Raw genomic sequence first — 26,202 nt, 5'->3', positions numbered from 1 at the left:
ATGATTGAGCAATTTGCATAGTTGCGGTAAGGCTTTATCAACCATAACCGATGCATGCATGTGCTGTGGGTAAGGATCCGCGTGATTTGGGTCCAGGCAATGACACTGACAACAAACTGAAACAGCTTGCGATGAAACTATCGACACGAATCCTTGTGCCCCTCGCGCTCACCGCATTTCTTGCGGCGTGCCAGGGATCATCCGTCGAGGACATTGTCCCGAACGGCGCGTCGACGCAGCTGCCTGCGAAAATGATCGAGAGCATGAAGTCGAAAGGCATCAGCCTGACCGCGCCTGTCATGTTCCGCATTTTCAAGGAAGAGAATGTACTTGAGGTCTGGAAGCGCAAGGATAATGGCCGCTACGACATGGTCACCAGCTACCAGATCTGCAAATGGTCCGGAAAGCTCGGGCCTAAATTCATCGAAGGTGATCGTCAGGCGCCTGAAGGCTTCTATGCGGTGCGGCCGGCGCAGATGAACCCGAAATCGAGCTACTACCTCTCTTTCAACACCGGCTTTCCCAACGCGCTCGATCGCTCCCTTGGACGCACAGGCGCGAATCTGATGGTGCATGGCTCGTGCTCGTCGTCGGGTTGCTATTCGATGACCGACGCGCAGGTCGCCCAGATTTACGCCTTTGCCCGCGACGCCTTCAAGGGCGGCCAGGACTCGATCCAGCTCGAGGCCTTTCCCTTCCGCATGACCGCAGCCAATATGGCGCGCTACAAGGATGATCCGAACTATGCCTTCTGGAAAAACCTGAAGGAAGGCTACGACCATTTCGAAATCACCAAGGTGCCGCCGAAGGTCGACGTCTGTGAGAAGAAATATGTCTTCAATCACACCAGCGATCCGAACGCTCCTATCGCCGCAACGAGCGCCTGCCCGCCGTCCGATCAGCCCGATTCGCTGAAGATGGCCTATCAGTCCTACCAGAGCACCTACGATTCGGCGTTTTCGTCGATGGTAAGCAAGGGCCGGGTTCAGCCGCCTGCACGCTCGATCCAGGGCATCGCCGAAGCAAAGATCATCGCTGACTGGAGTTCTCGTCGCGCCCGCGGTGAACGCGTTACGATGGACCCGCCGTCGCTCTCACCGCAGGACAAGGACAAGGCTTCGAAGCCGCAGGTCATGGTACGCCTCGCATCCGCCGTCGCCGCCGACAAGGCCAAGGAAGAGCGCGAGGCCGCCAAGCGCACGCGCATGTCGAAGGTTCAACTGCCTTCCGCTTCGATGTCCGTCGCCTCCAACGCGGCAGCACCCGCCGTCTCGGCACAGGCCACCCCGCAGACCACCGGCGCAATCGATACCGCCCCGGCAGCCGCGCCTGTCGAACAGCCTGCGGCAGCACCTGCCAAGAAGGCCTGGTGGAAAATTATCGGTAACTAGGGACGTGCCTGACGAAATCTATGACCTGCGCGGTCTGAACTGCCCCCTGCCGGTGATGAAGACGCGCCGAAAGCTCCTCGACATGCCCGCCGGGAGCCGTCTGTGGGTCGAAACGAGCGATCCGCTCGCCGTGATCGATATGCCGAACTTCTGCCAGACCGAGGGCCATCAGCTGATCGAAACGATCAGCATCGTCGGCGGCCATCGCTTCCATATCGAGCGTGGCGACCCTATCTGAACGTCATGCCTGAGATTGCGAGCGGATTGTCGATGAGCGCCGCACTATCCGGCGTATCGATTTGCGGCTGGTTGAGGAACGCGCTGAAAAGCTGCCTGACATAGCTTTCGGGCAAGTCCTTCACGATCATCACCAGACGGGTCTCGCGCGCGCCATCGGGCCAGGCAGCAAGCCGCGCCGGTGGATGGAAAATCTGTTGCACGCCATGGATCACCAGCGGACGGTCCGGATCATCAGCAAGCTGCACGATGCCCTTGACCCGCAGCAGCTTCTCGCCATGGGCGGAGCGCAACAGATCGAGGAACATGTCGAAGCTCGACAGCGGCACCGGCCGGTCGTGCCTCAGGGAAAAAGAACGGATCGAGGCATCATGGCGGTTGACGTCATGGTGGTGGTGATCGTGACCGTCCTCGTGGCTATGATGATGGTGGTGATGATCATCGTCGAGGCCATGGCGCTCGCCTTCGCGGTCCCTGTAGGCCTCGGTTTTGAGCCAGCGCTGCACGTCCACCGTCTTTGTCTCGGCATTATAAACGCCGCATTCGAACAGCGCCGCATAGCCCGTGCGCTCATCGCCGACATCGATCAGTTCAGCACCGGGGTTGAGCGCCGCGAGGCGCGTGCGCAACGCCGCGAGACCTGCCGCAGCTTCGGGCAGATCCGTCTTGGTGATCACGATCCTGTCGGCAACGGCGGCCTGCTTGACCGCCTCTTCATGGGCATCGAGCGTCGCCATGCCGTTGACCGCGTCTACCGTCGTTATCACGCCGTCGACCCGAAAGGCCTGCAGCAGGACCGGATGGCCCATGATGGTGTGGAGGACGGGGGCAGGATCGGCGAGGCCCGTCGTCTCGATGATGACGCGCCGCAGGCGCTCCAGCCGCCCGGTCTGCAAACGGTCGATCAGGCCCGCAAGCGTATCGACCAGTTCACCGCGCACGGTGCAGCAAAGGCAACCATCGGCAAGCTCGATGACGCCGTCGCTGGCGCTTTCTACGAGGAGGTGATCAATGCCGACATCGCCGAATTCATTGATGATCACAGCCGTATCGGCCAATGCCGGATCCTTGAGGAGCCGGTTGAGCAGCGTTGTCTTGCCGGAGCCGAGAAAGCCGGTCAGCACCGAAACCGGGATGGGCGCATTGCTGGCCATCAATTGATGGCCTTCAGCACATTGCTGGCATCCGTCATCGAAGGCCGATCTGGCCGCGGCGTCGGCACGGGTATGCTGCTCAGCGGCATGCCTTCGGAGTTAACCTTGGGCGGCAGGACGACGATCGGTTCCGACTTCGGCTCATGGTCGAGCCGCGCGAGGTAGACCGAGCCCTGAACCAGGTGGCCCTCGGCATCCTTGCCGTCCCAGCTGTCGGAGGCATTTGCTTGTTTCGAGCAGACGGTCGGACGCATATTCACCGCGACATCACGCGTGGGTCCGCCATAGGGCGCCAGCGTATCGAGCGTCTGGCCGCTGCCTTTGCCTTCAAATGCCTTGCCCAGAAGATCGGCAGCCTTGGTGACCCGCGAGGTGATGGTCATTTCGCCGAGAACCACCGTGACAATCGTCCGTCCGTTGCGTGTCGCCGAGCCAATGAGATTATAGCCCGAGGGGCATACGAAACCCGTCTTCATACCGTCGGCACCCTGGAAGCGCCCGATCAGCGCATTGTAGTTGGCCTGTGATTTCTTGGCGCCGTAGTCGATCGCCTCGATATCGAAATAATGGGCGTATTGCGGATACTCGCGGCGCAAATGCAGCGTCAGGACCGCGAGATCGCGGGCCGTCGAGTAGTGATCATCCGAATGCAGGCCGTTCGGATTGACGAAGTGCGTGCCGTACATGCCAAGCCGTTTTGCCTCCTCATTCATCAGCGCGGCAAACTTCTCCTCCGAACCGCCGAGTGTCTCGCCGATGGCCATGGCGACATCATTGGTCGAGCGCACCAGCATGATCTTCAACGCATTGTCCAACGTCATTTCCGTACCCGCCTTGTAGCCGGATCGGCTTGGCGGTTCCTTGACGGCATTTGCGGAGATGCGGATTGGCGTGTCGAGCGTCACCTGACCGGATTCGATCATGCGGAATGCCACATAGGTCGTCATCAGCTTGGTAAGCGAAGCCGGATACCAGCGCTGGAACGCATCCTCCTGCGACAGGATTTCACCGGTATTGGCGTCCACGGTAATGTTGGCGCCGGCAAATGCTGTGGTACCGGCCATGGCCGCAAGCAAACAACCCGATAGAAAAGAAACTACAGTTTTGCGCATTCCTGAGATCCGACCTGTCCTTTTAAAAGCAACCGGGAGGGCATAAGGCATTAAGCCGCGCTTCACGCCGGGCGGCAATGGCCTTATCTATCTTATGTGGCAGGCAAAAGGCAAAGCGCCTTTATGCTGTGCACGAAAATGTCAGACGCGAATTTGGAGTCGCTAACGAATGCCCTTGCTTAACCGTGCCATCGAGATGCAGGACGAGGTTTCAACGTGGCGTCGCAAGCTGCACGAGAAGCCGGAACTGATGTTCGACGTGCACGAGACTGCCGGCTTCGTCGCCGCGAAACTGCAAGAATTCGGCTGCGACACGGTGGAAACCGGCATCGGCCGCACCGGCGTCGTCGGCATTATCAAGGGGCGTCACGGCAATGGACCCACGATCGGCCTGCGCTCGGACATGGACGCGCTGCCGCTCACCGAGATCACCGGCAAGCCATGGGCCTCGCAAAACATCGGCAAGATGCATGCCTGCGGCCATGACGGCCACACCGCGATGCTGCTCGGCGCTGCGCAATATCTTGCAGAAACACGCAATTTCAAGGGCACGGTTGCAGTCATTTTCCAGCCGGCGGAGGAAGGCGGTGGTGGCGGGCGCGAAATGGTCAAGGAAGGCATGATGGAGCGCTTCAGCATTTCGGAAGTCTATGGCATGCACAATATTCCGGGGCTCGCCGTGGGCGAGTTCGCCATCCGCAAGGGGCCGATCATGGCGGCGACGGACGAGTTCAACATTACCATCGAAGGCCGGGGCGGGCACGCGGCGCAGCCGCACCGAACCATCGATCCGGTGGTCATTGGCGCGCAGCTCGTCAACGCCTTGCAGACCATCGTCTCGCGCGGCACTGACCCGCTCGATTCCGTTGTGCTGTCAGTAACGAAGTTTCATGCGGGTGATGCGCACAACATCATTCCCCAGCGCGCCGAGCTTGCCGGCACGGTCCGCACGCTGCGCGCCGAAATGCGCGATTTTGCCGAAAAACGCCTCACCGAGGTCGCCGAAGGCGTCGCCGGCGCGCTTGGAGCAAGCGCCAGCGTTCACTATGCCCGCAACTATCCGGTTACATTCAATCATGACCGCGAGACGATCTTTGCCGCGCAAACCGCCCGTATGGTCGCCGGCAATCACGCGGTCAACGAAGACGTTGCGCCGATGATGGCCGGCGAGGACTTTTCCTACATGCTGGAAGCTCGCCCCGGCGCCTTCATCTTCATCGGCAATGGCGACAGCGCATCGCTGCACAATCCGGCCTATGACTTCAACGACGCCGCCATTCCACACGGAATCAGCTATTGGGTGACGCTTGCGGAAAGTGCCCTCCCCGCCTCGGCTTGAGGCGGCTCGGCAACGCAATTTCCTCGCATCTTCAGGCTTGGCGCGCGCTGCGAAAAACAGTATGTCTCAGGTCACGGTCCCGTAGCTCAGTAGGATAGAGCGACAGATTCCTAATCTGTAGGCCACTGGTTCGAATCCAGTCGGGATCACCAATCACCGATGCCCGAGTTAACATGTTTGCCTCGTCGCATCGTGCCGCAACCCGCGCATAGCGTCCAGAAATTCCAATCTGGAAGGCTGCTGCACCGTCACGATCCCCAGTTGATGCAAAGCTGCGTACCACAAAAGCCAGAATTTGTGACAGAGGTTTTTCCACGAGTGGACAACTAGGAATTGTGTCAGAACGGATTGACTATTTGTGACTATCGCTATTATGCCCCTAGTAGACTTGGCTTTGAGGGGGGATCATGTCACCAAATATAGAACGTATTTTAGCCAGTGCAGATAAAGAAACACCGGAACTTCCCACGTTCCCTCCGAACGAAGTTCAAGAACGTTTCGTAGGACGGAGCGGACGGTCTGCGCTTGAAGAAGTCGTGCCGTTCCTCTCCCTCATTGCTAAATTTAAACGCCCCAGCAAAGACACGACTGTTGTGGACTTTGGTGCGGGATGGGGGCGAATCGCTCGTTTTTTCCAAGACGTTGTTCCTGCGAACCAACTCTACCTGGCCGATGTTGACCCCGCCGCGTTGGAGTGGTGCAAAAACTGCCGCGTTCAGGGCACGCCAATCCTTCTAGAGAAATCGGGACCGTTGCCGCTGGGCTCAAGCTCGATCGATATCGTGTACTCGTACTCGGTCTTTTCCCATCTCGCCGAATCCGCCGCAGAACTTTGGCTCGATGAAATACATCGGGCATTGAAACCAGGCGGCGTATTGGTGTTCACTACTCAATCGCTTAGATTTCTTCATCTCGTACGGGCTTGCGCCGCTAAGGACGACGCGAATGATCTCGAGCGAAGCATCGGTGGATACATGGGAGCTGACCCGGAGAAGGCGGTAGCCTCGTACGAGCGAGGAGACCACACGTACTCTGACGTAAACGGCGGTGGCGGTGGAGGCGTTTTAACCGGCGATTTCTACGGGTGGGCAGCCATCCCACCTGCTTGGTTTGAACGAAAGTTTGGAACTAAATTTACGATTGAAAAGTACGTTGACGATCCTAAGATTCTAGAACAAGCCATTTATATCGTCCGCAAGCGTTAAACTGGTATGATGGATCATCATGGGACTGATGATCCATCAGCGCCTCTGTTCATTTCACGCAAACTAATTGCTGCATCTAAGCTCTCGGAATCATGGTGACATCGACTGCGGGCACCTTTTCAGTCGTGCTTTTGAATGGCCGAATTCGAAATGTGCGCATAAGCATCCCTCCAGGACGCCGCTCCGTGGCCGCTAACCAGCTAAGAACAACCTGTGCTTTTTCGGTGATTGACCGTTCCTGGTCTTCGGCTGCACACAGCCGTCCGGTGCGCGAGGCTCAAGGAACAGGCTCGACCCTCGTCCAGAAATCGTTGAAGGCGATGCTGTCAAAGAAAGCGTGCGCCTTGCCGATCTTGCCGTCTTTCAGATCAAGGAACCAGGCATAGGTATTTGCATAGGGCTTGCCGTCGCGCGCAGTGCCACTCGCATCGAAGAAAACGACGACGGTGTCGCCTTCTGCATAGATCTTGCGAATTGACGGCTTCAGGCCGGCGCTCATGCGCGCGTTAAATGGCCGGATCACTTCACTCATGAAGGCTTCGCGGCTCGGATAGGTCTTCGAAGCAAGTGAATTGCCGGTAATGGTCCACGTCGCATCATCAGCCAGCAAATCGTATGGGCCGCCTGTTCCCGCGGCCCACGCATCGAACGCGCGCTGGATGATCGCCTTGTTCGCATCTCCCGTGTCTGCCCGTGCGTGCGCCAATGGAGCCAGCGCGGCCACGGCGAAGCCTGAGACCGCTACTGCCAACAATGTGCCAAATCCTGCCATGGCTATCTCCTCCATTGCTTATAATCAGTCCGGTCCGCTGCCAGTCGGCGAACGGACGTCCGTGGCCCTCGGGCCGGACCGCTTAGATTTGGTTTTCCCAGGCCGCCAGTTGGTGTTCTTTCAGCATGTTTTCGATCGCTTTCGGCATCACATTGCGGAATTTTCCGGTGTCGGCGGGTACGACCTCGATCATGCGATCGATCATCTCCTGCGGGTCCATTTTACCCTCGGGCGTAGCGAAGAAATCGTCGAACCCCTTGCGCAGGTCGGCGCGCTTGGTGAAATTTGTGGAATCGTCCAGCCAACGGAACGGGTTATCGGCCATGGTTTCATTATAACCGGTGTAGTAAGCGCCGGGGTTGATCGTCTGAATCTTGATCCCATAGGCACTGAGTTCCTGCTGCAACGCTTCAGCGATCGATTCCAGCGCATGCTTGGTCGAAACATACGTGCCCCAGTTGGCCGGGGTAAAAAGCCCGCCCATTGACGATGTGAAGACGACCTTGCCTTTCTTGCCCTGCCTCACCCATTTCTGGACAACGCCCTGCGTAAGCTGAAGGGGCAAGATGACATTGACCTCGAAGTTACGGCGAACAAGGTCGATCGGGATTTCCCAGACCGGACCCGCCTCGCCCATGCCGGCATTGTTCCACAAGACATCGCATTCCCATCCAATGGCCTGTTTGATGTCGTACGGATCGTCGAGATCCAGGCGTTCGACACGGAGGTTGTTGAGGCCGAGCGCAACCGCTTCTTCGCGCAACGGCGTGACTTGCGAAGATACGTGTGCTGTGGCGATGATGTTATGACCGTTTTTGGCCATCCCGATCGCAGCAGCTTTACCGAAGCCCGACCCAGCACCGGTGATAAGGATCGTCCTGGACATTCCATTCTCCTCTTGGTGGCCTAGTTGATGTGAGTTTTGAGAGAGTCAGTCGAGGCCTGAAGCGGCCGCCTGGGCGACGTCCATGTCCTGGGCTACGGCCCCTCCCGACACGCCTACCGCCCCGAGGACAGTTCCGTCGGGCGCCGTCAGAGGCAGGCCGCCGCCAAATACCACGAGAACGCCATTGGTCTGCTCAAGCCCTGGCGATCCGCCTCCCGGCTTGCAGAACTCACCAACGGTCTCCGTTGCCATCTGGAAGAGGGCGGCCGTCTTGGCCTTCCCGAGAGCGATATCAATGGACCCGAGCAATGCTCCATCCATGCGGCTGAAAGCTTTGAGTTGGGCGCCTGCGTCAAGCACCGCGATATTGACCGCAACCCCGATGGCCTGGGCACGGGCTTCCCCGGCCGCAATAATCGAACGCGCCTGATGAACCGAGATCTGCATGGCTATTCCCCTCGACGCCAACTGCGCGAGGAATAATATTCAGCATCGCTCGTCCTGCGAGGTACGTGCGTGCTTTTTTGTGTACTCGAGTGCTGATTTGAGAGCGGCCGAAATCACATATGCTTGAATGGGCACGGCCGTCGGCTGTTCGGTCCACTCACAACTTGTGCTTGCGGCGCCATTCGCCCGGGGAGGCCTTGAAGCGCTTGAGGAAAACTTTCGTGAGGTGACTGTGGTCAGCGAAGCCGCAATCGTCGGCGATCGCCTGGATAGTAAGGCTCGTTCCAAGAAGCAACGTCACCGCCTTCTCCAGGCGCTGGTTCTGCAGCCACATCATGGGCGAACGACCCGTGCTGATCTTGAAGGATCGAGCGAGGTGAGCGCGGGAAAGGCCGGTTTCCTTAGCGAGAGCGTCAAGCCCGATGTCGCCTTTCAGGTTCGCGAGCAGAAGGTCCTTCACCCTTCGCTCTTGCCGCGGAGCCAATCCTCCTTTGACCGCGCGGAACTCGGTTTTCTGTTCCCCGTAAAACATGGTCAGATGGGACAGGAGCGTTATCGTGAGCTGGTCAAGGAAGAGGCGCGAGGCAGCGTCAGGCCGCTCGAATGCAGGCACGAAACATTCCATCAAGTTTCGCACGATGATATCTGAATAACCAAACACGTCTCTATCCCGCAGCGTCGAGAAGGGCGCCAGATCGTTCTCCAGGTGGAATTCGCTAATCGAGGCATGGGGCGCGAACATCGAGACGCAGTCGACGTCCCCTGCCTCGACCGCTGTGTAGCGTCTTCTAAGGTCGAGGAGTAGAAATTCGCCTGGATCCAATGATACGGACGTTACGGGCTTCCCATCGATCCATCGTGGCCGCGCCGGAAGATGGTTTCTTTGATAGCAGATCATGTAGCCGTCCGCCTGCTCCAGCTGGACGGGAATGCCATTGTCATCGTGCCGCCATTTGAGCCTGCCGAAGGTGGCGTCCTGCAGCGTGATATGACTCATCTCAAGCGACGAAGGCCGCTCGACGCCTTGAAACCTGTCTGGACTGGCTATCCCCCTGCGCGCCATCCTTGGCCCTCGCGCGATGTTCCGGAGCAATATTAGATTAGCCGAGGCGCCAAATCCACCCGTCCGTTGGGCGTCACTGGAAGCGGCCGTCCAGCGGCGCTTTGGCGAGCACTGATATGGTCAAGCCATTTGGTTCAAGGTATTGCGGACGTTTTTGTTCATTTCGGCCTGGGTCGCGGCAAAATCGCCGACAGAGGTCCAGTAGCGCAAGGTTATCGACACGCTGCTATCGCCGAGGTCCGCGACAAATGCGGCAGGAGTCGGCTCCTTTTTCACGCGCCCATCGCGCTCGGCGAGCTTCATCAGCGATTTCTGCATTGCTTCGATGTCATCCGAATTGGGAATCGTGATGGTGATATCGTTCCGGCGCACGCCGTTGCGCGTGTAATTCTTGACCGGCAGCGTCCAGAGCGTCGAATTCGGCGCCAGAATGTAGATCCCATCAGCGGCACGCAATCGCGTCGCAAAGAGCCCTATCTCCTCAACAGTGCCGGAGACGCTGCCGACTTCGACATATTCGCCGATCCGCAGCGGCCGCAGCGCCAAGAGCATAATACCGGCGGCTATATTCTGCAGTGTTCCCTGCAGTGCCAGACCGATAGCGAGACCTACCGCGCCAATGGCGGCAATGACCGATGCTGTCTGGATACCGAACTGGCCGAGCACCATGACAACCACGAGCCCGAGCACGAAATAGCGCGCGATCTTTGAAAGGAAGCGACGCAAGGTAAGGTCGAAGCCGCCAACGCGGCCAAGACCGGCAAAGAGCCAGCGCTCGACGAGGCCGGCCACAAGAAACCCTATGACCATGAGCAAGATCGCGCCGATCACCGAAAACGAATAGGTGACGACCAGCGTGCTCGCCTGTCTTATCCCGGTTTGTATGGCGGAATAGGCGCTTTGAGGATCAAGTTCCATAAGACAGTTCTCCGTTTCGGTGGGAAGGGCTCAACCGTTGGAAGATGCTCCTGGTTCCGGATGCCACAGCGTCGCCGTTTGTTCCGCCTCAAGCCTCCTGGGTTTCGCCGTGACGCCGGCGGTAGCGGATCGAGGAGAAGAAGGCGAACATGATGAGCGCTGCGCCGATCACGCCGGTTATCACCTCCGGAATGTGAACCAGCGTCTGGCAATACATGATCAGGGCGAGAACGAGGATCGCGTAGAAGGCACCGTGCTCAAGGTAGCGATATTGGCCGAGCGTTTCCTTGTCGACCATCATGATCGTCAGCGCCCGAACATAGAAGGCGCCGATGCCAAGGCCGATCGCAATGACGAAGAGATTTGTCGAGAGGGCAAATGCCCCGATAACGCCATCGAACGAGAAGCTGGCATCGAGCATTTCGAGGTAAAGGAAGGCGCCGAGCCCACCCTTGTGCACCGTGTCCATCTGCTCCTGGGTCGCATCGAGAACCGCGCCCAGCCCTTCGACGAAGAGGAAGGTCAAGAGGCCGTAAATGGCCGACGTCAGGAACGTCACCGATTCCTCGCCCTCGAGTTGGCGCGAGAAGAATATGATGAGAAGCAGCGCAACCGCGACCTCAATACCCTGGATCGAGGCAAAGCGGGAGGCATTGGCCTCGATCACCTTGATCCAATGGACGTCCTTCTCGTGGTCGAAAAAGAATTTCAGGCCGACCATCAGCAGGAAAGTGCCGCCGAATGCAGCAATGGAGACATGCGCGTCCTGCATGATGCGGGCATATTCTTCCGGATTGGAAATGGCGAGTTTCAGCGCCGAAATCGGATCGATCCAGGCCGCAATGGCGACGATTGCCAGGGGAAAGATAATCCGCATGCCGAACACGGCGATTATGATGCCCCACGTCAGGAAGCGCCGCTGCCACGTTGGTGTCATGTCACGCAGGATCTTGGCGTTGACGATGGCGTTGTCGAAAGACAGCGAGATTTCGAGGATGCCGAGGACAGCACAAATGAAAAGGACCGAAAGTGCACCCTGTACGGTTCCTGAATAAATGAAACCGATCCAAGTACCGAGCGCGAGACCAACAAATGTAAAAATGAAGGGCCAGGTGAAATATTTATACGTTGCCATGCGCGTTTCCTGCTTGAAACTCCCTGATTGCTATCAAGATGGGAACTCAGAACGGCCATAACCACCGCATAGACGGTTTATGCGCCGTTCAATATGATTTCACACTCGATTGCAATCCTCCCACTGTCTTTAAACCCCACAAACCTGTCTCAATCCTGTCTCGTCCACGAGCAGGCGGTCAATTGGTCTTTCGAACCATATAGATGGTGACGGGCAGCGCAGCACGCCAGGCGTCGAAGCTTCCAAGCGGTTGCGCCTGAGAAACCGCAAGCTTGGTCAGGTCGCCGCCATGCTTCCTGCGCCAATCGACGAGCGTCATTTCGCCTTCGATGGTTACGGCATTTGCGACGAGGCGACCGCCAGGTTTCAGGTGGGCCCAGCAGGTTGAAAGTACATCGGGGTCGGTGACGCCCCCGCCGATGAAGATCGCGTCCGGAGCCGGCAGTTCGGCCAGGGCTGCAGGCGCTTCGCCGCGAACAAGATGAAGGTCCGGCACGCCGAGCGCGCGGCTATTGTGCAAAATGAGCTGCTGCCGCTTGTCGTTGGCTTCGATTGCCAGCGCCCGGCACATCGGATGGCTGCGCATCCACTCGATGCCGATCGAACCGCAGCCTGCTCCGACATCCCACAGCAATTCGCCGGGAAGCGGTGCAAGATGCGCCAGCGTCACGGCACGGACATCACGTTTGGTCAGTTGTCCGTCATGTTCGAACGCGTCATCCGGCAAACCGGCCAGCAGCGGAAAGGTTCGCGTTTCCTGGCCGACCGCGCCGCAATCGACGGCCATGACATTGAGATCCACACATCGCGGATGATCCCAGGAGCCGGCAACGCCATCAATCCGGCGCTCATCCGGTCCGCCGAGATGTTCGAGCACTGTCAGCCTGGCGGCAGCAAATCCGCGCTGGGCGAGCATTCCCGCCACATTGGCGGGTGTATCGCCGTCATTGCTAAGAACGATGAGTTTGGCGTTGGGAACAAAGGCTTTGAACAGCGTCTCGATTGGCCGGCCATGAACGCTGAGCAACTGGCTTTCCTGGATGGGCCAGCCCATTGCAGCGGCTGCGAGCGCGAACGAGGACGGGGCAGGAAGTATTCGCATCTCGCTGCGCTCGATATGGCGCGTCAGCGCCGCGCCCATGCCGAAATGCATAGGGTCGCCGCTGGCGAGCACCACGACGGGGTGACCGCGTAAAGCAAGCAGCATGGGATAGGCGTCGGAAAACGGTGTCGGCCAGGCAACGCGCTTTGCTTCGAGATTTTCGGGCAGGAGTTCCAGATGGCGCCTGCCGCCAAAAATGGTTCCGGCCTCGGCAAGAGCGCGCCTCGCGTTTTCGCCAAGCCCGCCATAACCGTCCTCGCCGATTCCAATTACAGTCAGCCACTGTACCGTGATTTCTTCCTCGTTCATGGCCCATGCATGCCCGAAAGCAGACGTGAGGTCAACGAAACGGCCAACGCGCCTGCCGCTCCTGTCATCGCTGTTGGCACGCTGCCGGCCATCCTGTAAAACCGTCAAACCATGAGTCAGCGCGCGCCAATTGCCCCGAATTTTACTATCGAAGACCGGCGTTCCGCCTGTCCCGGCCTGTTTCGCATGGCCAAGGCGCTTGATGGCGGCATTTGCCGGGTAAAGCTCACCTTCGGCGAACTCAGCGCCGAACAGGCACGGGGGGTAGCCGAAGCGGCGGAAAAGTTCGGAAATGGGGTCATCGAGATCACCAACCGCGCAAACCTGCAGATACGCGGCGTTCGTATGGAAACGGAAGCGCCGCTAATAGCGGCGTTGCTCGATGCCGGACTTGGGCCGCTCACGGATCGCGGTGACGATGTGCGCAACGTTATGGTCAGTCCGGTCGCCGGGGTCGATCATGCGCTTGTCGATGTTCGCCCGCTCGCCCTCCGCCTGCTCACGGCCTTGCAACTCAATGCCGGCTATCAGACGCTATCCCCGAAATTCTCGGTGCTCGTCGATGGCGGCGAGACTGTCGCGATGGTTGAACACCCGCACGATATCTGGGTTAGCCCGATCGATCCCGAAAGCAAGGCGTCGCAATTTGCATTCGGCATCGCCGGAGTACCCCCAACGGGGCGAGACGATCGCCCGGCGCTCGGGAGGGTCAACGGCGATGAGGTCTTTGCGGTCGTTACCAGCATTATCGACCTGTTTCTCGAATGGAGCCGGTGCAACCCCGCCGCCTCGCGCATGCGCCACTTTCTTGCGGAGATTGGGGAGGCAGACTTTCTGCAGCTGTTGGAGCGGCGGCTCGGCCATTCAGTAGGACACGCTGCTTCTGCCGATTGGTTAAGACGCCAGCCTCGGGCGCATGGACACCTCGGCGTCCTCATTGAGAGCGCAAGCACCTGTCTCATTGGCGCCATGCCGGCCCTTGGCCGTCTTGATCCCGATATGCTCGTCGCCCTTGCTGCGCTGGCTGAAGAACAGGGCAATGGCCACCTGCGCCTGACTCCCTGGCAAAGCATCCTATTGCCGGGCGTTGCGAAGGCTGGGGCCCAGAGCGTCCTCGCTCGACTCGAAGCGTTGGGCCTGCGCTCAGACCCTGAAACGCCGCTCGCAACGATGATCAGTTGTTCGGGATCAGCCGGTTGCGGTTCCGCCCTCGCCGCCACCCAGGCCGACGGGTTGAAGCTTGCTGCCCTGCTGGGCCCGACATCAGCTTCGCCGCAGATACATGTGAGCGGCTGCATGAAATCCTGCGCATCGCCCGGGGCACGTCCCATTACGTTGGTTGCGACAGCGCCCGGCCACTATGACATCTTTCTGCAAGCGACCAATGGACCGTCGCGTTTTGGCAAGCTATTGGCTGCCAATGTCACTATCGAGGAAGCGGCCGATTTGATCGGCAAGAATTTTGGGGCCAGTTAATGCTAGATTATATTCGCGACGGCCAGGCGATCTATGATCGCTCGTTCGCCATCATCCGTTCCGAGGCTGATCTCAGCCGGATCCCCGCCGATCTCGAAAAATTGGCCGTGCGCGTTGCACATGCCTGCGGCATGGTGGACGTCATCGATGACCTCGCCTTCTCCGAAGGTGCCGGGACCGCCGGCCGCAACGCGCTTTTGAACGGTGCGCCGATCCTTTGCGATGCGCGCATGGTGGCCGAGGGTGTCACCCGCGTAAGGCTTCCTGCCAATAACGACGTCGTCTGCACGCTGAACGATCCGTCAGTACCGACACTGGCGCGCGAACTCGGCAATACCCGCTCGGCCGCGGCGCTTGAACTCTGGCGCCCGTATCTCGCCGGCTCCGTCGTGGCCCTCGGCAATGCGCCGACCGCGCTCTTTCGCCTCCTCGAAATGATCGATGCTGGCGCTCCGAAGCCTGCGCTTATCCTCGGCTTTCCCGTCGGTTTCGTGGGCGCCGTGGAATCGAAAGCTGCTCTCGCCGAAAACAGCCGCGGCATACCCTATGTCGTCGTGCATGGGCGGCGCGGCGGCAGCGCCATGGCGGCGGCAGCCATCAACGCGCTTGCCTCGGAGAAGGAATGATGCCGCAAAAGGGGCGGCTCTTCGGGCTGGGCGTTGGTCCCGGCGATCCCGAACTCATCACCCTGAAGGCGCTGCGCCTGCTGCAGGGTGCGCCGGTCGTTGCCTATCATGCCGCCAAAGGCAAGAAGGGCAACGCGCTGACCATCGTCGAACAGTATCTCAGGGACAATCAGCTTCTGGTCCCGCTCGTCTATCCGGTTACAACTGAGATCCTGCCGGCGCATATGAATTACGAGGCGATCGTCAGCGACTTCTATGGTGAAATCACCGGCCTGTTGCGCCGCCATCTCGATGCCGGCAGCGACGTCGCCGTGATCGCCGAGGGCGATCCGTTCTTCTATGGCTCGTTCATGTATATCCACGACCGGCTGGCGGAAGATTACGAGACCGAAGTCGTGCCCGGCGTCTGCTCGATTCTCGGCGGCGCAGCCGTGCTGGGCGCGCCGCTGGTCTACCGTAATCAGACGCTTACCGTTTTGTCCGGCGTCCTGCCTGCAGACGATTTGAAGACGCGCCTTGCCGCCACGGAGGCAGCGGCAATCATGAAGCTCGGCAAAAACCTCGGCAAGGTTCGGGGCGTCATCGAAGAGCTTGGCCTCATGAACCGCGCGCTCTACGTCGAACGGGCGACCATGGAAGCGCAACGGATCATTCCGCTCGCCGAGGTCGATCCGGAAACGTCGCCCTATTTTTCGCTCATCCTCGTTCCGGGCGAGAAGTGGCAAGGCAGCGGCGAATGACCCGCCCGCTCAGCATTTTCGTGCTTTCCGTACGCGGCATCGAAACGGCGCGGCGCATCAAGGCGGGTATAGAGGGCGCAATGATCCTCGGGCTCGAGGGCCGCGTTGAGGGCGCCGACGAGACATTCGCCAATTTCGGCGACACGATCCGCGAGCACTATTTGCGCGGCAACGCTATTCTCGCCCTTTGCGCCGCCGGCATCACCATACGCTCGCTGGCGCCGCTTCTCGGCAACAAGACAGGCGAGCCCCCCGTTCTTGCCGGCGCCGACGACGGGTCTGCCGTCGTTCCCTTGCTCGGCGGCACCACCGGCGTCAACGTCCTCGCGAGGAAGATCGCCGCCGTCCTGAATGTTAATCCGGCGATCACCACCTCCGGTGAATTGCATTTCGGCACGTGCCTGCTCAATCCTCCGCCGGGCTATGTGCTTAAAAATCCGGAGAATGCAAAGACCTTCATCGCGGATCTGCTCGCCGGCAAGACGGTGCGGATCGAGGGCGATGCTCCCTGGCTCGAGCAGGCGCGCCTGCCCGTCGATGATAACGCCGATCTGCTCATTCGCGTAACCTCCGACGATACTGCTCCCAAAAAAGGCGAGCTCGTATTTCAGTCTGTGCCGCAGAACAGTCCTGCCCCTCGAAAGCGCGGCCGTCTGTCCGTCATCGGTCTAGGTCCCGGTGACCCTGACTTCATGATTCCGGCCGTCAAACAGGCGCTGCAACGAGCCGAAGATGTGCTTGGCTATGAAACCTATGTGCGGATGGCGGGCGCATTCCGGCCGGATCAGACGATCCACATGACCGACAATCGCGAGGAAATGCAGCGCGCCCGCCATGCCTTCGAATTGGCCGCGACCGGCCGTTCCGTGGTGATGATTTCCTCCGGCGATCCCGGCGTGTTCGCCATGGCCGCCGCAGTGGTCGAGGCGCTGCACGAATCGCAAGATCCGGCCTGGCATGCCGTCGAGCTCGAAATTCTGCCCGGCGTTTCGGCGGCGATGGCGACGGCAAGCCGCAGTGGCGCCCCGCTCGGCCACGATTTCTGCATTCTTTCGCTTTCCGACAATCTCAAGCCCTGGGAGATCATCGAGAAGCGGATCGCGCTTGCCGCCGAGGCGGACCTTGCCATGGCCTTCTACAATCCGATTTCCAAGCCGCGCCCATGGCAGCTGCCGCGCGCGATCGAAATTCTGCGTCAGTATCGTGGTGCCTCGACGCCGGTGGTTCTCGGCCGCGACGTAGGCAGGCCGGGCGAAACGCTGCGGACCATCACCCTTGGCGAATTGACACCGGAGCAAGTTGATATGCGCACGGTGGTGATCGTCGGATCGTCCCATACGGTAAGTTTCCCCCGCGCCGATGGTGGCACCTGGGTCTATACGCCGCGTTGGTATGGGACGAAGCCGCAATCCTGACGTGCCGCGGGCCCTTTCGCGATAAAACTCATCGTTGAGTGAGGAAAGTTCATTTGACGCTGCCCGCCGATGCCGGAAAAAGGACTGAGCACTTCGCATTTGTATCGCCGCCCTTCAATGGCGCTCACTATGATCCGCCAAGACCAGAATGCCTGCATCCGGAGCTACCATGCCTGACAAGAATTACGTTTTGACCCTGACCTGCGAAGACCGTCCCGGCATCGTCGCCTCGGTGACGACCGAACTTGCCGGCATGGATGCCAATATTGCCGAGAGCAACCAGTTCTGGGACCGGCAGACCAACCGCTTCTTCATGCGCATCGCTTTCACCGCGGCGGAAGGGACGACCAAGGACGATGTCGAACGGGGGCTGAAGCCCGCCATCGACCGCTTCGACATGAAGACGAGCCTCGCCGATCAGGCGAAAAAGCCGAAGATCATCATCATGGTGTCGAAGTTCGACCATGCGCTGCAACATCTGATCTACCAGATCCGCGTTGGCTGGCTCGATGCCGAAGTTGCCGCCATCGTCTCCAACCATGAGGACAGCCGTCGGTTCGCCGAGCACGAGGGTATTCCCTATTACGTCCTGCCGGTATCGAAGGACAACAAGCGCGACCAGGAAGAAACGCTCCTGAAGATCGTCAAGGACAGCGGCGCCGATCTCGTCGTTCTCGCCCGCTACATGCAGGTTCTCTCCGACAACCTTTCGAAGCGGCTCTACGGCAAGGTAATCAACATTCACCACTCGTTCTTGCCGAGCTTCAAGGGCGCAAAGCCCTATCACCAGGCGCATGAGCGCGGCGTGAAGCTGATCGGCGCCACCGCCCATTACGTCACGCCGGATCTCGACGAAGGCCCGATCATCGAGCAGGAGACCGAGCGCGTCAGCCATGCGATGAGCGCCGAGGACTTTGTCGCCACCGGCCGCGACATCGAAAGCCGCGTGCTCGCCCGCGCGGTGAAGAAGCACCTCGAATCCCGCGTCATGCTCAACGGCCACAAGACCGTGGTTTTCGGCTAGGCAGACACGGTACCGGCTGCGACCGCAGCCGGCTTGGGAAAGTTAGTTAGCCGCGAAATATTTCTCGAGGTTCGAGACGACCCGGTCGGCCATTGCCTTCCGGGTTTCGACCGTCGCGCTGCCCATATGCGGCTGCAGCACCACATTATCGACCTTGAACAGCGCCTCTGGAACATTTGGTTCGTCGACAAACACGTCGATGCCGGCGCGGCCCAGTTCGCCTGACTGCAGCAGTTCCACGAGTGCGGTCTCATCGACGACGGTACCGCGCGCAATGTTGACGAAAGTTCCCTCAGGACCGAGCGCTTGCAGCACCTGGCGTGAAATAATTCCCTGCGTCGCCGCGCCGCCGGGCAGGATGGCGACAAGGGCAGCGCAGTCGCGCGCCATGGCGACGAGATCGTCATAATGGGTGTAGGGCGCGTCCGGCTTCCTGTTGCGGGTATGATAGACGACGTCGCAGCCAAATGCCTCAAGCTTGCGCGCAATGACGCTGCCGATGCGACCGAGCCCGACGAGACCGACCTTCTTTCCTTCGATGCCGAGCGCAAGGGGTGCATTCTCACCCCTTGCCCAGCGCCCTGAGCGCACGAAGCGATCATTGGCCACAAGATCGCGGGTTGCGGCAAGGAGGAGCACGATCGCCATGTTGGCGGTATCTTCGTTGAGTACATCCGGCGTGTTCGCGACCTTGATGCCCTTCTTCTCCGCATAGGCAACATCGAGAGAATCCGTGCCGACGCCGAATGACGAAACAATCTCGACCGCCGTCAAAAGGTCGATCATGTCGGCCTTTAGCCCGGTAAACGTGCTTGTTACAGCGGCGCGAAACCGGCTTGCATTCTTTTCGAGGAAACCGAGCGCATCCTTTTCCTCGTAGAGCTTTTCCACCGCATAGCGCTTTTCGAGTTCTTCAAGGAGATAGGGCATCAAGGGCCCGAGTACGAGAAGCGGTTGCTTTGGCATTCGTCACATCCTGTTCGTTCTATTCAATGGGCTTTCCTGACCATAGCGAAACTGATGACGCAAACACAAACCCTTACGGAATAATTTATATGTGAAATATGCACCCGTATATGATTAAAACCGTCAGGCGCGGTAATTTGGTTCTGGTGCTTGCGCCACCCTATCAATTAGTATGAAAAACAAGGACCAAGGCCTCGGGACGGAAAAATGTCAAAATCAGTTGAAATCAATGATCTGAAGCGAATTGCCAAGCGGCGCGTACCGAAGATGTTCTTCGACTATGCGGATTCGGGCGCCTGGACGGAAAGCACCTATCGCGCCAACGAAGAGGATTTTCGCAAGATTCAGCTGCGCCAGCGCGTAGCCGTCGACATGACCGACCGCACGCTGGAAAGCACGATGATCGGCCAGAAGGTATCAATGCCCGTGGCTCTGGCGCCGACCGGCCTCACCGGCATGCAGCATGCCGATGGCGAGATCCTGGCGGCACAGGCGGCCGAAGAGTTCGGCGTCCCCTTCACGCTTTCGACCATGAGCATCTGCTCGATCGAGGACGTCGCCGAAGCGACGACGAAGCCGTTCTGGTTCCAGCTTTACGTGATGCGCGACCGTGATTTCATCTACAATCTTATCGACCGCGCCAAGGCTGCCAAATGCTCCGCCCTGGTGTTGACGCTCGACCTGCAGATTCTCGGCCAGCGCCATAAGGATATTCGCAACGGACTCTCCGCACCGCCAAAATTCACGCCGAAGCACATCTGGCAGATGGTGACGCGCCCGCAATGGTGCCTCGGCATGTTGAAGACAAAACGGCACACCTTCCGCAACATCGTCGGCCACGCCAAGGGCGTCGGCGATCTCTCGTCCCTCTCGGTCTGGACGGCGGAACAGTTCGACCCGCGCCTCTCCTGGAGCGATGTCGCCTGGATCAAGGAACGCTGGGGCGGCAAGATCATCATCAAGGGCATTCTCGACGTCGAAGATGCAAAGATGGCCGTATCGACTGGCGCCGACGCGATTATCGTCTCCAATCATGGCGGACGTCAGCTCGATGGCGCGCCCTCCTCGATTTCTGTGCTGGCCGAAATCGTCGACGCAGTCGGCGACAAGATTGAAGTGCTGTTCGACGGCGGCATCCGATCCGGTCAGGATGTCCTGAAGGCACTCGCCATCGGCGCAAAGGGCACTTTTATCGGACGCGCCTTCCTTTACGGCCTCGGCGCTGGCGGCAAGCAGGGCGTGAGCGAAGCCCTCGAAATCATCCGCAAGGAACTCGACATCACCATGGCGCTGTGCGGCGAGCGCGACGTGAAGAACCTCGACCGCAACAATCTCTACAAGAGCGGGCTCGAAACCAAACCGCGCATGGCCGAAGTCAAGACCAAGCGCGCATCATAAGCAGGAGCACAAAAAGCCCCGGTCGCCCGGGGCTTTTTTCACAATTCAGATCGCCTTCCAGTTGGGATCGACCGCGTCTGCCGCTGAACGCCATTCATCGGCATAATCGACGTTCTGCCAATTCTTGAACCACGGGCCGCCATTGGTGAAATGCACGGCGTTGGGATAACCGCTGGCAGGCTTCTCATTCCAACCTTCGAGCCAGTTCCATTCGACCGGAACTTCGCCGATCTCATCATCCTTCGCCCACTGCATCCGGTGGAGATAGGCGCCGGTTTCGCGGTTGATCAATTCCGGCGTCAGTTGGCGCGTTGACGGATGCTCGCAGTTGAACAGCATGAAGGACGACCAGTTCTTGCGCGGATAGCTGGTCTGCACCTTGCCATCCATCTTGGTGCCTTCCTTGGGCGTGTAGTCATGCTTGACGCAGATGACTGCCTTCGATTCGTCGCGGTAATCCAGAAGCTTGGCCACGTCGGAGAAGAACAGGAAATCGCAATCGCAAAACAGCGCCCAGCCCTTGTAGCCGGCAAGCCACGGGGTGAAGAAGCGCGAATAGGTGAATTCGGTTGAAGCCAGCGGGTCGATATCGCGGGTATAGGCGCCTTTCTCGACAAGCTCTTCAAGCTTGATCGGGATCACGTTGACCGGAATGCTCGCATGTTTGAGGATAGTGCTCTTTGCAACTTCGTAGGCAATGGGTTCGCGTGAATCCCAACCAATATAGATGTCAAGTTCCCTGTTCATATGACCTCGCTTCCAGCTTCATACGATGACGTTGAGGATGTTCTGTTCAACCCTGTCCATGACCCATTTGCGCTCGTCGCCCCAGGAGTGACGGCGCCAGCCTTCCCAGCTGAACCCGCAAAGGACGATCTTCCATTCCGCCGGGTCATAATGTTGGAGGATATAGGTCAGGCCGAAGTAGCCGGTGCTCGGGAACACCTCCCGGCGCGCAGCTTCGGGAATACCGAGCGCAGCACAGCCATCCTTGTAAAACCGGGGCGGCAGGATCAGGACCGATTTGCCCGCTGCGCCGAAAGCGTCGATTGCCTGCAATGTCCAGTCACCGCGCCGGCCCTTGAGCCGCGAGAGCAGATGCGGCTGGCGGAAATATTCGGCGATGATCTGCGGGTGATAGGCAAAAATGACTTCGGTCGCGCCCTGGACGATCGGAGAGCCGAAATAGTTCGGATCGGTGAGGCGGCGCTGCATCGGCTTGCCGGAATTGCACACGAACAGAATGTCGGTCTTGACCCCCGACATGCCCTTCGACGACTTGGGCTCGTTGAAGCGAACAACACAATCTGCACGATCGACATCCTCGGAGAGATTGTCCTTGATCGGACCGTTACCGACGATGAACATCGTCTTGCGTTCGCTGTGATGGGGAATGGAAGACATTAATGGTTTCGTGTTGCTCGTCCGGGCGGCGTGGAATCACCTTTTTGAAGGCTACGCGCACACTTCGTTTTAGACTTTCGTCGTACGACTAATGTACTGGGCACCATCGCGAGTCAACATGGTGTAGTTGAATGCTTTGTCGACGGATGATTGGGCGATGAGCGCTGCGGAGGGAAACTTAAATGTCAAATGAACCGCGACGAGTCAAAGCGGTCGCAATCATCGGCGGTGGACCGGCCGGACTGATGGCCGCCGACGTGTTGTCGGTATCGGGCGGCTATACTGTCACCGTCTACGACAGCATGCCGACCTTTGGCCGGAAATTTCTCCTTGCTGGAAAATCCGGGCTCAACATCACGCATTCCGAAGCTTACGCCCGATTTGCCGGGCGATTTGGCCTTGCCTCCGATCACCTGCGCGCGGCGCTCGACGCGTTTACGCCGGACGATGTCCGCCAGTGGGCGGCCGAACTTGGCACTGAGACCTTCGTTGGCTCCTCGGGCCGTGTCTTTCCTAGGGTCATGAAAGCCTCGCCCTTGCTGCGCGCCTGGCTTGCCCGGTTGCGGCAGCGCGGTGTCGTGCTCAACCCGCGTCATCGCTGGATTGGCTTTGCCGAAGGCGGCTACGCATTCGAAACGCCTGACGGACCAACAATCATCCACAGCGATGCCACGCTGCTGGCGCTTGGCGGCGCGAGCTGGCCCAAACTTGGCTCTGACCGACGCTGGCAGCCGTTGCTTGCCGCTAAAGGCGTGCCGATGGCGGGCCTTCGTCCGGCAAATTGCGGCTTCGACGTCGCCTGGGATGACGGATTTCGCGAGCGGTTCGCAGGCGTGCCGGTGAAGTCGGTCACGGCAACATCGGATGCAGGCACTTTGCCCGGCGAATTCGTGATCAGCACCCATGGCATCGAGGGAAGCCTGGTTTACGCCCACTCCGCCGCATTGCGCGACCGGCTTCAGCGTGAGGGGCGGGCAGAACTGGTGCTCGATCTTGCGCCTGGACGCAGCGAGGAGCGGCTTGCCCGCGACATTGCGCGCCAGGATAACAAGGCAAGTTTCAGCAATCGTCTGCGCAAGGGCGCCGGCATCGACGGCGTCAAGTCGGCGCTCCTCAGGGCCTATGCAAGTCCGGCCGATCTTGCCCACCCGTTGCGTCTCGCCGCAAGCATAAAGAGCTTGAAACTGCCCCTGCTTCGGCCGCGCCCCATCGCCGAAGCCATCTCATCGGGCGGCGGCATAAAATGGGAGGGCCTCGACGACAATTACATGCTCAAGTCGATCCCGGGCGTCTTTGCCGCCGGCGAGATGCTGGATTGGGAAGCGCCGACCGGCGGTTATCTGCTCACCGCCTGCTTTGCCACGGGGCGCGCCGCGGCGCACGGCATGGCGGCATTTCTGGATAATTGAAAACGCCGCTTGGCGATGATTTTTCAGCATATTCCGTCTGTTTGATGTACTCTCCTTAAGGGGGCAAAATATCGGTTGGGAGGCTGATATGGACGACCTTCGAGATGCCGCAGCCGGCGGGGAGACACGCTGGACGGCGCCGCCCCTGCCGGCAACTTCAGCTGAATACATTACCGTTGTCGCGCACTATCACCGGGCGGAAATGGGCCGCATGGCAGGCTGGCGCGACCGGATAGACCGAACGACCAACTGGGCCATCACCGGCGTTGCGGCAATGCTTTCCCTGTCCCTTTCAACGCCGACGTCCCACCATGGCGTCCTGATCTTCGCCATGATCCTGGTACAGCTGCTGCTCCTGATCGAGGCCCGCCGATACCGCTTTTTCGATGTCTATCGTGGCCGCGTGCGCAAGCTCGAGAAGCACTATTTCGCTCAGATCCTCGATCCGATGCCAGAACCGGACACGAAATGGGGCCACCTCATCGGCGAGGATTTGCGCAGACCGAAATTCATGATCTCGACCCGGGCAGCAATGTCGCGGCGGCTGCGCCGCAACTATATCTGGATGTTCCTGGTCCTGCTTCTCGCCTGGGTATTGAAGATTTCGACGCCGAAACTGCAGGATGGCGGGGCGGTACATGATGTGGCCGGGTCGCTGGCCGAGATCGTCCGCAACGCCACCTTTGGACCGCTCCCCGGCTGGCTCGTGGTGGCCGGCGTGGTGATGTTCTATGTGTGGCTCGGCTATCTCGCGCTGCTGACCGACCCCGACGAAAAAGAGCACGGCGAAGTCCACGTCTGAACGACGAGAGTCTATAAACGTAGATGAGAGGAAGTGTTGGTACGCCCAAGGGGAATCGAACCCCTGTTTGCGCCGTGAGAGGGCGCCGTCCTGACCGCTAGACGATGGGCGCTTAGCGAGTTGCTTCTGGCGGTATAATCAAGCCGGCGGCAAAGTGCAATAATGATTTGTCACTGTCGTAATCCGACTGGCTGCCCTACTTCCCGGGAGCTTCGCCAATGCGCGCCACGACGCGCTTCGTTGCAACGTCATAGACCAGAATCTGCCGCGTGCCGTCGGCAAGCCGCGTTTCCAGCGAAAGCGAATTGTTCGACAGATTGTGGGAAAGGATGCGCGTGCCGGGTTCGAGCGTGATCGATTCGCCGGCCAATGCCTCGCCGATAGGCTCCCCCGGAACCGTCTGGTGCGCTGCCGCTGCGACCTCGGGAACCGGCTGGTTAATCTTGTAGACAATCGCCGCCAGCACGGCCATAAGACCCACAACCATGATGCCGATGGATACGGCGAGAAGCCGTATCATCTTGCGGCGCACCCGCTCCATCGCCGGATCGAGCGGCTGTTCTTCCGCATCGAGTTCTTGGTTGATTTGAGCCATTAAGGCATCTCCGAGGTTCGAAACCAAGCCTCTGTAACGAAGGGACGCGGTCTTTGAAAGAGTTAATTACCGATAGCGAAGCGGCTGGCAAGCGGCTGGATGCGTGGCTTTCAGCACAATTGGCGCCCGATCTGTCGCGCAATCGCATCCAGTCGCTCATCGGCGAAGGCCAGGTCAGCATCGACGGCAAGGTTATCCGCGAAGCCAAGCACAAGCTGCGCGAAGGCGCGAGCATCGCGATCGCCGTCCCCGAACCCGAGGACGCAACGCCGCAGGGCGAGGAGATCGCCCTCGATATTCTTTACGAGGATAGCGATCTCATCGTCATCAACAAGCCCGCCGGCCTCGTCGTCCATCCAGGCAACGGCAATTGGAGCGGCACACTCGTCAATGCGCTGATCCACCACTGCGGCGATACATTATCGGGCATTGGCGGTGTAAGGCGCCCGGGCATCGTCCATCGCCTCGACAAGGAAACCAGCGGCGTCATGGTCGTTGCGAAGAACGATCTCGCGCATCGCCATCTGAGCGCGCAGTTTGCGGACCACGGGCGGACGGGCGATCTGGAACGCGCCTATCTCGCGATCGTCTGGGGCACGCCCGATCGCAAGACCGGGACCGTGGACGCACCCCTCGGCCGATCCCACCGCGACCGCACCAAGCAGGCCGTCGTACGTGAGGAGCGTGACGACGCGCGCCACGCCGTCACCCATTTCGAGGTCATGGAGAAATTCGGCGCGAAGGACGACGCGACCGCCCTTGCTGCCTTGATCGAATGCCGGCTCGAGACCGGGCGCACGCATCAGATACGCGTACACATGGCGCATATCGGCCATCCCCTCGTCGGGGATCTCGACTATGGCAGCGCCTATAAGACCAAGGCGAACAAATTGGCCGAGCCGCTTCAGGGGATCGTCAAGAGCTTTACGCGCCAGGCGCTCCATGCGCAGCTTCTCGCCTTTGCACATCCTTCGACAGGTGAGGTCATGCACTTCGAAGCGCCCGTGCCAGCGGATATGGCCGAGTTACTTGACGCCTTCCGCACAACTGCGCTTTAATAAGCGGCGGAACATTCTTTGCCATGCCACGTTTTACTGAACGCACACCCCAAACATGACTTCATTGTTCACGTTTATGTGACAGCTTGTTTCGTCGCTTAATAGATCGTGATTTTGACAAAATAGTACCTATATGTTGATGGCACGAATCCGCCAGCGCCAATTTGTGGGTGGCCGGACGTTGCGGACCTGCCGATAATGGGGGTCCATTTCAAATGA

General features: G+C 59.4%; 26 protein-coding genes and 2 tRNA genes. 14 read left to right on the top strand and 14 right to left on the bottom strand.

Annotated features, from left to right (window positions below; translation table 11 throughout):
- The first annotated feature begins 131 nt into the window (after window positions 1-131).
- On the top strand, window positions 132-1,391 hold the full coding sequence (locus AC1DNI_RS16300; protein WP_477692593.1) for a hypothetical protein: 1,260 nt from the start codon (window positions 132-134) through the stop codon (window positions 1,389-1,391).
- A 4-nt stretch (window positions 1,392-1,395) separates the two neighbouring features.
- Window positions 1,396-1,629: a sulfurtransferase TusA family protein gene (locus tag AC1DNI_RS16295; protein ID WP_027231301.1), complete on the top strand. Its 234-nt coding sequence runs from the start codon at window positions 1,396-1,398 to the stop codon at window positions 1,627-1,629.
- Here the strand turns inward: AC1DNI_RS16295 and AC1DNI_RS16290 are convergent.
- Window positions 1,622-2,782: a CobW family GTP-binding protein gene (locus AC1DNI_RS16290; protein WP_477692592.1), complete on the bottom strand. Its 1,161-nt coding sequence runs from the start codon at window positions 2,780-2,782 to the stop codon at window positions 1,622-1,624. The two genes, AC1DNI_RS16295 and AC1DNI_RS16290, sit on opposite strands and share 8 nt — an antisense overlap.
- On the bottom strand, window positions 2,782-3,894 hold the full coding sequence (locus AC1DNI_RS16285; RefSeq protein ID WP_477692591.1) for a D-alanyl-D-alanine carboxypeptidase family protein: 1,113 nt from the start codon (window positions 3,892-3,894) through the stop codon (window positions 2,782-2,784). The genes AC1DNI_RS16290 and AC1DNI_RS16285 overlap by 1 nt, the downstream gene beginning before the upstream one ends.
- 169 nt (window positions 3,895-4,063) lie before the next feature.
- Here AC1DNI_RS16285 and AC1DNI_RS16280 point away from each other — a divergent pair, with 169 nt between their 5' ends.
- The 3 genes from AC1DNI_RS16280 to AC1DNI_RS16270 all read left to right on the top strand — a co-directional run bounded on the left by AC1DNI_RS16280 (window position 4,064) and on the right by AC1DNI_RS16270 (window position 6,438).
- Window positions 4,064-5,233 (top strand): M20 aminoacylase family protein, encoded by a 1,170-nt coding sequence (locus AC1DNI_RS16280; protein WP_477692590.1) that lies wholly within the window; start codon window positions 4,064-4,066, stop codon window positions 5,231-5,233.
- Between the two features lie 75 nt (window positions 5,234-5,308).
- Window positions 5,309-5,385: transfer RNA gene (locus tag AC1DNI_RS16275), tRNA-Arg, on the top strand.
- 255 nt (window positions 5,386-5,640) lie between these two features.
- On the top strand, window positions 5,641-6,438 hold the full coding sequence (locus tag AC1DNI_RS16270; RefSeq protein ID WP_477692589.1) for a class I SAM-dependent methyltransferase: 798 nt from the start codon (window positions 5,641-5,643) through the stop codon (window positions 6,436-6,438).
- Window positions 6,439-6,715: 277 nt separating this feature from the next.
- Here the strand turns inward: AC1DNI_RS16270 and AC1DNI_RS16265 are convergent, their stop codons facing one another.
- The 7 genes from AC1DNI_RS16265 to cbiE form a co-directional block, all read right to left on the bottom strand.
- Window positions 6,716-7,210, bottom strand: a complete 495-nt coding sequence (locus AC1DNI_RS16265) for a nuclear transport factor 2 family protein (protein WP_477692588.1) — start codon at window positions 7,208-7,210, stop codon at window positions 6,716-6,718.
- A gap of 82 nt (window positions 7,211-7,292) precedes the next feature.
- Window positions 7,293-8,096 carry an SDR family oxidoreductase gene (locus tag AC1DNI_RS16260; protein WP_477692587.1) on the bottom strand — a complete coding sequence of 268 codons (804 nt, stop codon included), beginning with the start codon at window positions 8,094-8,096 and terminating at the stop codon, window positions 7,293-7,295.
- Between the two features lie 45 nt (window positions 8,097-8,141).
- The gene (locus tag AC1DNI_RS16255) at window positions 8,142-8,543 is read right to left on the bottom strand and encodes a GlcG/HbpS family heme-binding protein (protein ID WP_477692586.1); all 402 of its coding nucleotides are present in this window, start codon (window positions 8,541-8,543) and stop codon (window positions 8,142-8,144) included.
- 157 nt (window positions 8,544-8,700) lie between these two features.
- Window positions 8,701-9,540, bottom strand: coding sequence for a helix-turn-helix domain-containing protein (locus AC1DNI_RS16250; RefSeq protein WP_477692585.1), 840 nt, complete (start codon window positions 9,538-9,540; stop codon window positions 8,701-8,703).
- A gap of 186 nt (window positions 9,541-9,726) precedes the next feature.
- Window positions 9,727-10,524, bottom strand: a complete 798-nt coding sequence (locus tag AC1DNI_RS16245; RefSeq protein ID WP_477692584.1) for a mechanosensitive ion channel family protein — start codon at window positions 10,522-10,524, stop codon at window positions 9,727-9,729.
- An 88-nt stretch (window positions 10,525-10,612) separates the two neighbouring features.
- Window positions 10,613-11,659, bottom strand: coding sequence for a DUF475 domain-containing protein (locus AC1DNI_RS16240; protein ID WP_027231293.1), 1,047 nt, complete (start codon window positions 11,657-11,659; stop codon window positions 10,613-10,615).
- Between the two features lie 178 nt (window positions 11,660-11,837).
- Window positions 11,838-13,070: a precorrin-6y C5,15-methyltransferase (decarboxylating) subunit CbiE gene (gene cbiE, locus AC1DNI_RS16235; protein ID WP_477692583.1), complete on the bottom strand. Its 1,233-nt coding sequence runs from the start codon at window positions 13,068-13,070 to the stop codon at window positions 11,838-11,840.
- A gap of 111 nt (window positions 13,071-13,181) precedes the next feature.
- Between cbiE and cobG the strand changes: the two genes are divergently transcribed.
- The 5 genes from cobG to purU all read left to right on the top strand — a co-directional run bounded on the left by cobG (window position 13,182) and on the right by purU (window position 18,351).
- Window positions 13,182-14,546, top strand: coding sequence for a precorrin-3B synthase (gene cobG / locus AC1DNI_RS16230; protein WP_477692582.1), 1,365 nt, complete (start codon window positions 13,182-13,184; stop codon window positions 14,544-14,546).
- The gene (locus tag AC1DNI_RS16225; RefSeq protein ID WP_477692581.1) at window positions 14,546-15,172 is read left to right on the top strand and encodes a precorrin-8X methylmutase; all 627 of its coding nucleotides are present in this window, start codon (window positions 14,546-14,548) and stop codon (window positions 15,170-15,172) included. The genes cobG and AC1DNI_RS16225 overlap by 1 nt, the downstream gene beginning before the upstream one ends.
- The gene (locus AC1DNI_RS16220) at window positions 15,172-15,912 is read left to right on the top strand and encodes a precorrin-2 C(20)-methyltransferase (protein ID WP_477692675.1); all 741 of its coding nucleotides are present in this window, start codon (window positions 15,172-15,174) and stop codon (window positions 15,910-15,912) included. Before AC1DNI_RS16225 ends, AC1DNI_RS16220 begins: the two co-directional genes overlap by 1 nt.
- Complete coding sequence (gene cobJ, locus AC1DNI_RS16215; protein ID WP_477692580.1) at window positions 15,909-17,327, top strand: precorrin-3B C(17)-methyltransferase; 1,419 nt, start codon at window positions 15,909-15,911, stop codon at window positions 17,325-17,327. Before AC1DNI_RS16220 ends, cobJ begins: the two co-directional genes overlap by 4 nt.
- 169 nt (window positions 17,328-17,496) lie before the next feature.
- Window positions 17,497-18,351, top strand: a complete 855-nt coding sequence (gene purU / locus AC1DNI_RS16210; RefSeq protein ID WP_027231287.1) for a formyltetrahydrofolate deformylase — start codon at window positions 17,497-17,499, stop codon at window positions 18,349-18,351.
- Between the two features lie 42 nt (window positions 18,352-18,393).
- On the opposite strand, the gene AC1DNI_RS16205 is transcribed toward purU, so the two are convergent.
- Window positions 18,394-19,317, bottom strand: coding sequence for a 2-hydroxyacid dehydrogenase (locus tag AC1DNI_RS16205; RefSeq protein WP_477692579.1), 924 nt, complete (start codon window positions 19,315-19,317; stop codon window positions 18,394-18,396).
- Window positions 19,318-19,524: 207 nt separating this feature from the next.
- Here AC1DNI_RS16205 and AC1DNI_RS16200 point away from each other — a divergent pair, with 207 nt between their 5' ends.
- Window positions 19,525-20,715, top strand: a complete 1,191-nt coding sequence (locus AC1DNI_RS16200; RefSeq protein ID WP_477692578.1) for an alpha-hydroxy acid oxidase — start codon at window positions 19,525-19,527, stop codon at window positions 20,713-20,715.
- 45 nt (window positions 20,716-20,760) lie between these two features.
- On the opposite strand, the gene AC1DNI_RS16195 is transcribed toward AC1DNI_RS16200, so the two are convergent.
- A complete protein-coding gene (locus tag AC1DNI_RS16195) occupies window positions 20,761-21,462 on the bottom strand; it encodes a hypothetical protein (RefSeq protein WP_027231284.1) in 702 nt (233 codons plus the stop codon).
- 18 nt (window positions 21,463-21,480) lie between these two features.
- Window positions 21,481-22,119, bottom strand: coding sequence for a hypothetical protein (locus AC1DNI_RS16190; RefSeq protein WP_477692577.1), 639 nt, complete (start codon window positions 22,117-22,119; stop codon window positions 21,481-21,483).
- Between the two features lie 182 nt (window positions 22,120-22,301).
- Between AC1DNI_RS16190 and AC1DNI_RS16185 the strand changes: the two genes are divergently transcribed.
- Both AC1DNI_RS16185 and AC1DNI_RS16180 read left to right on the top strand, forming a co-directional pair.
- Window positions 22,302-23,528 (top strand): TIGR03862 family flavoprotein, encoded by a 1,227-nt coding sequence (locus AC1DNI_RS16185; RefSeq protein WP_477692576.1) that lies wholly within the window; start codon window positions 22,302-22,304, stop codon window positions 23,526-23,528.
- Between the two features lie 88 nt (window positions 23,529-23,616).
- Window positions 23,617-24,330, top strand: a complete 714-nt coding sequence (locus AC1DNI_RS16180) for a DUF2270 domain-containing protein (RefSeq protein ID WP_477692575.1) — start codon at window positions 23,617-23,619, stop codon at window positions 24,328-24,330.
- Between the two features lie 37 nt (window positions 24,331-24,367).
- Here AC1DNI_RS16180 and AC1DNI_RS16175 read toward each other — a convergent pair.
- Together AC1DNI_RS16175 and AC1DNI_RS16170 are read right to left on the bottom strand one after the other, a co-directional pair.
- Window positions 24,368-24,442 (bottom strand) — tRNA-Glu (locus AC1DNI_RS16175).
- Window positions 24,443-24,526: 84 nt separating this feature from the next.
- Window positions 24,527-24,925, bottom strand: a complete 399-nt coding sequence (locus AC1DNI_RS16170) for a fimbrial protein (protein ID WP_477692574.1) — start codon at window positions 24,923-24,925, stop codon at window positions 24,527-24,529.
- Between the two features lie 53 nt (window positions 24,926-24,978).
- Between AC1DNI_RS16170 and AC1DNI_RS16165 the strand changes: the two genes are divergently transcribed.
- Entirely contained in the window at window positions 24,979-25,983 is a 1,005-nt protein-coding gene (locus tag AC1DNI_RS16165) for an RluA family pseudouridine synthase (RefSeq protein WP_477692573.1), read from the top strand.
- Window positions 25,984-26,202 lie beyond the last annotated feature (219 nt).

The organism is Phyllobacterium sp. 01N428 (assembly GCF_056399405.1).
This window is presented reverse-complemented; position numbering and strand designations above follow the sequence as displayed.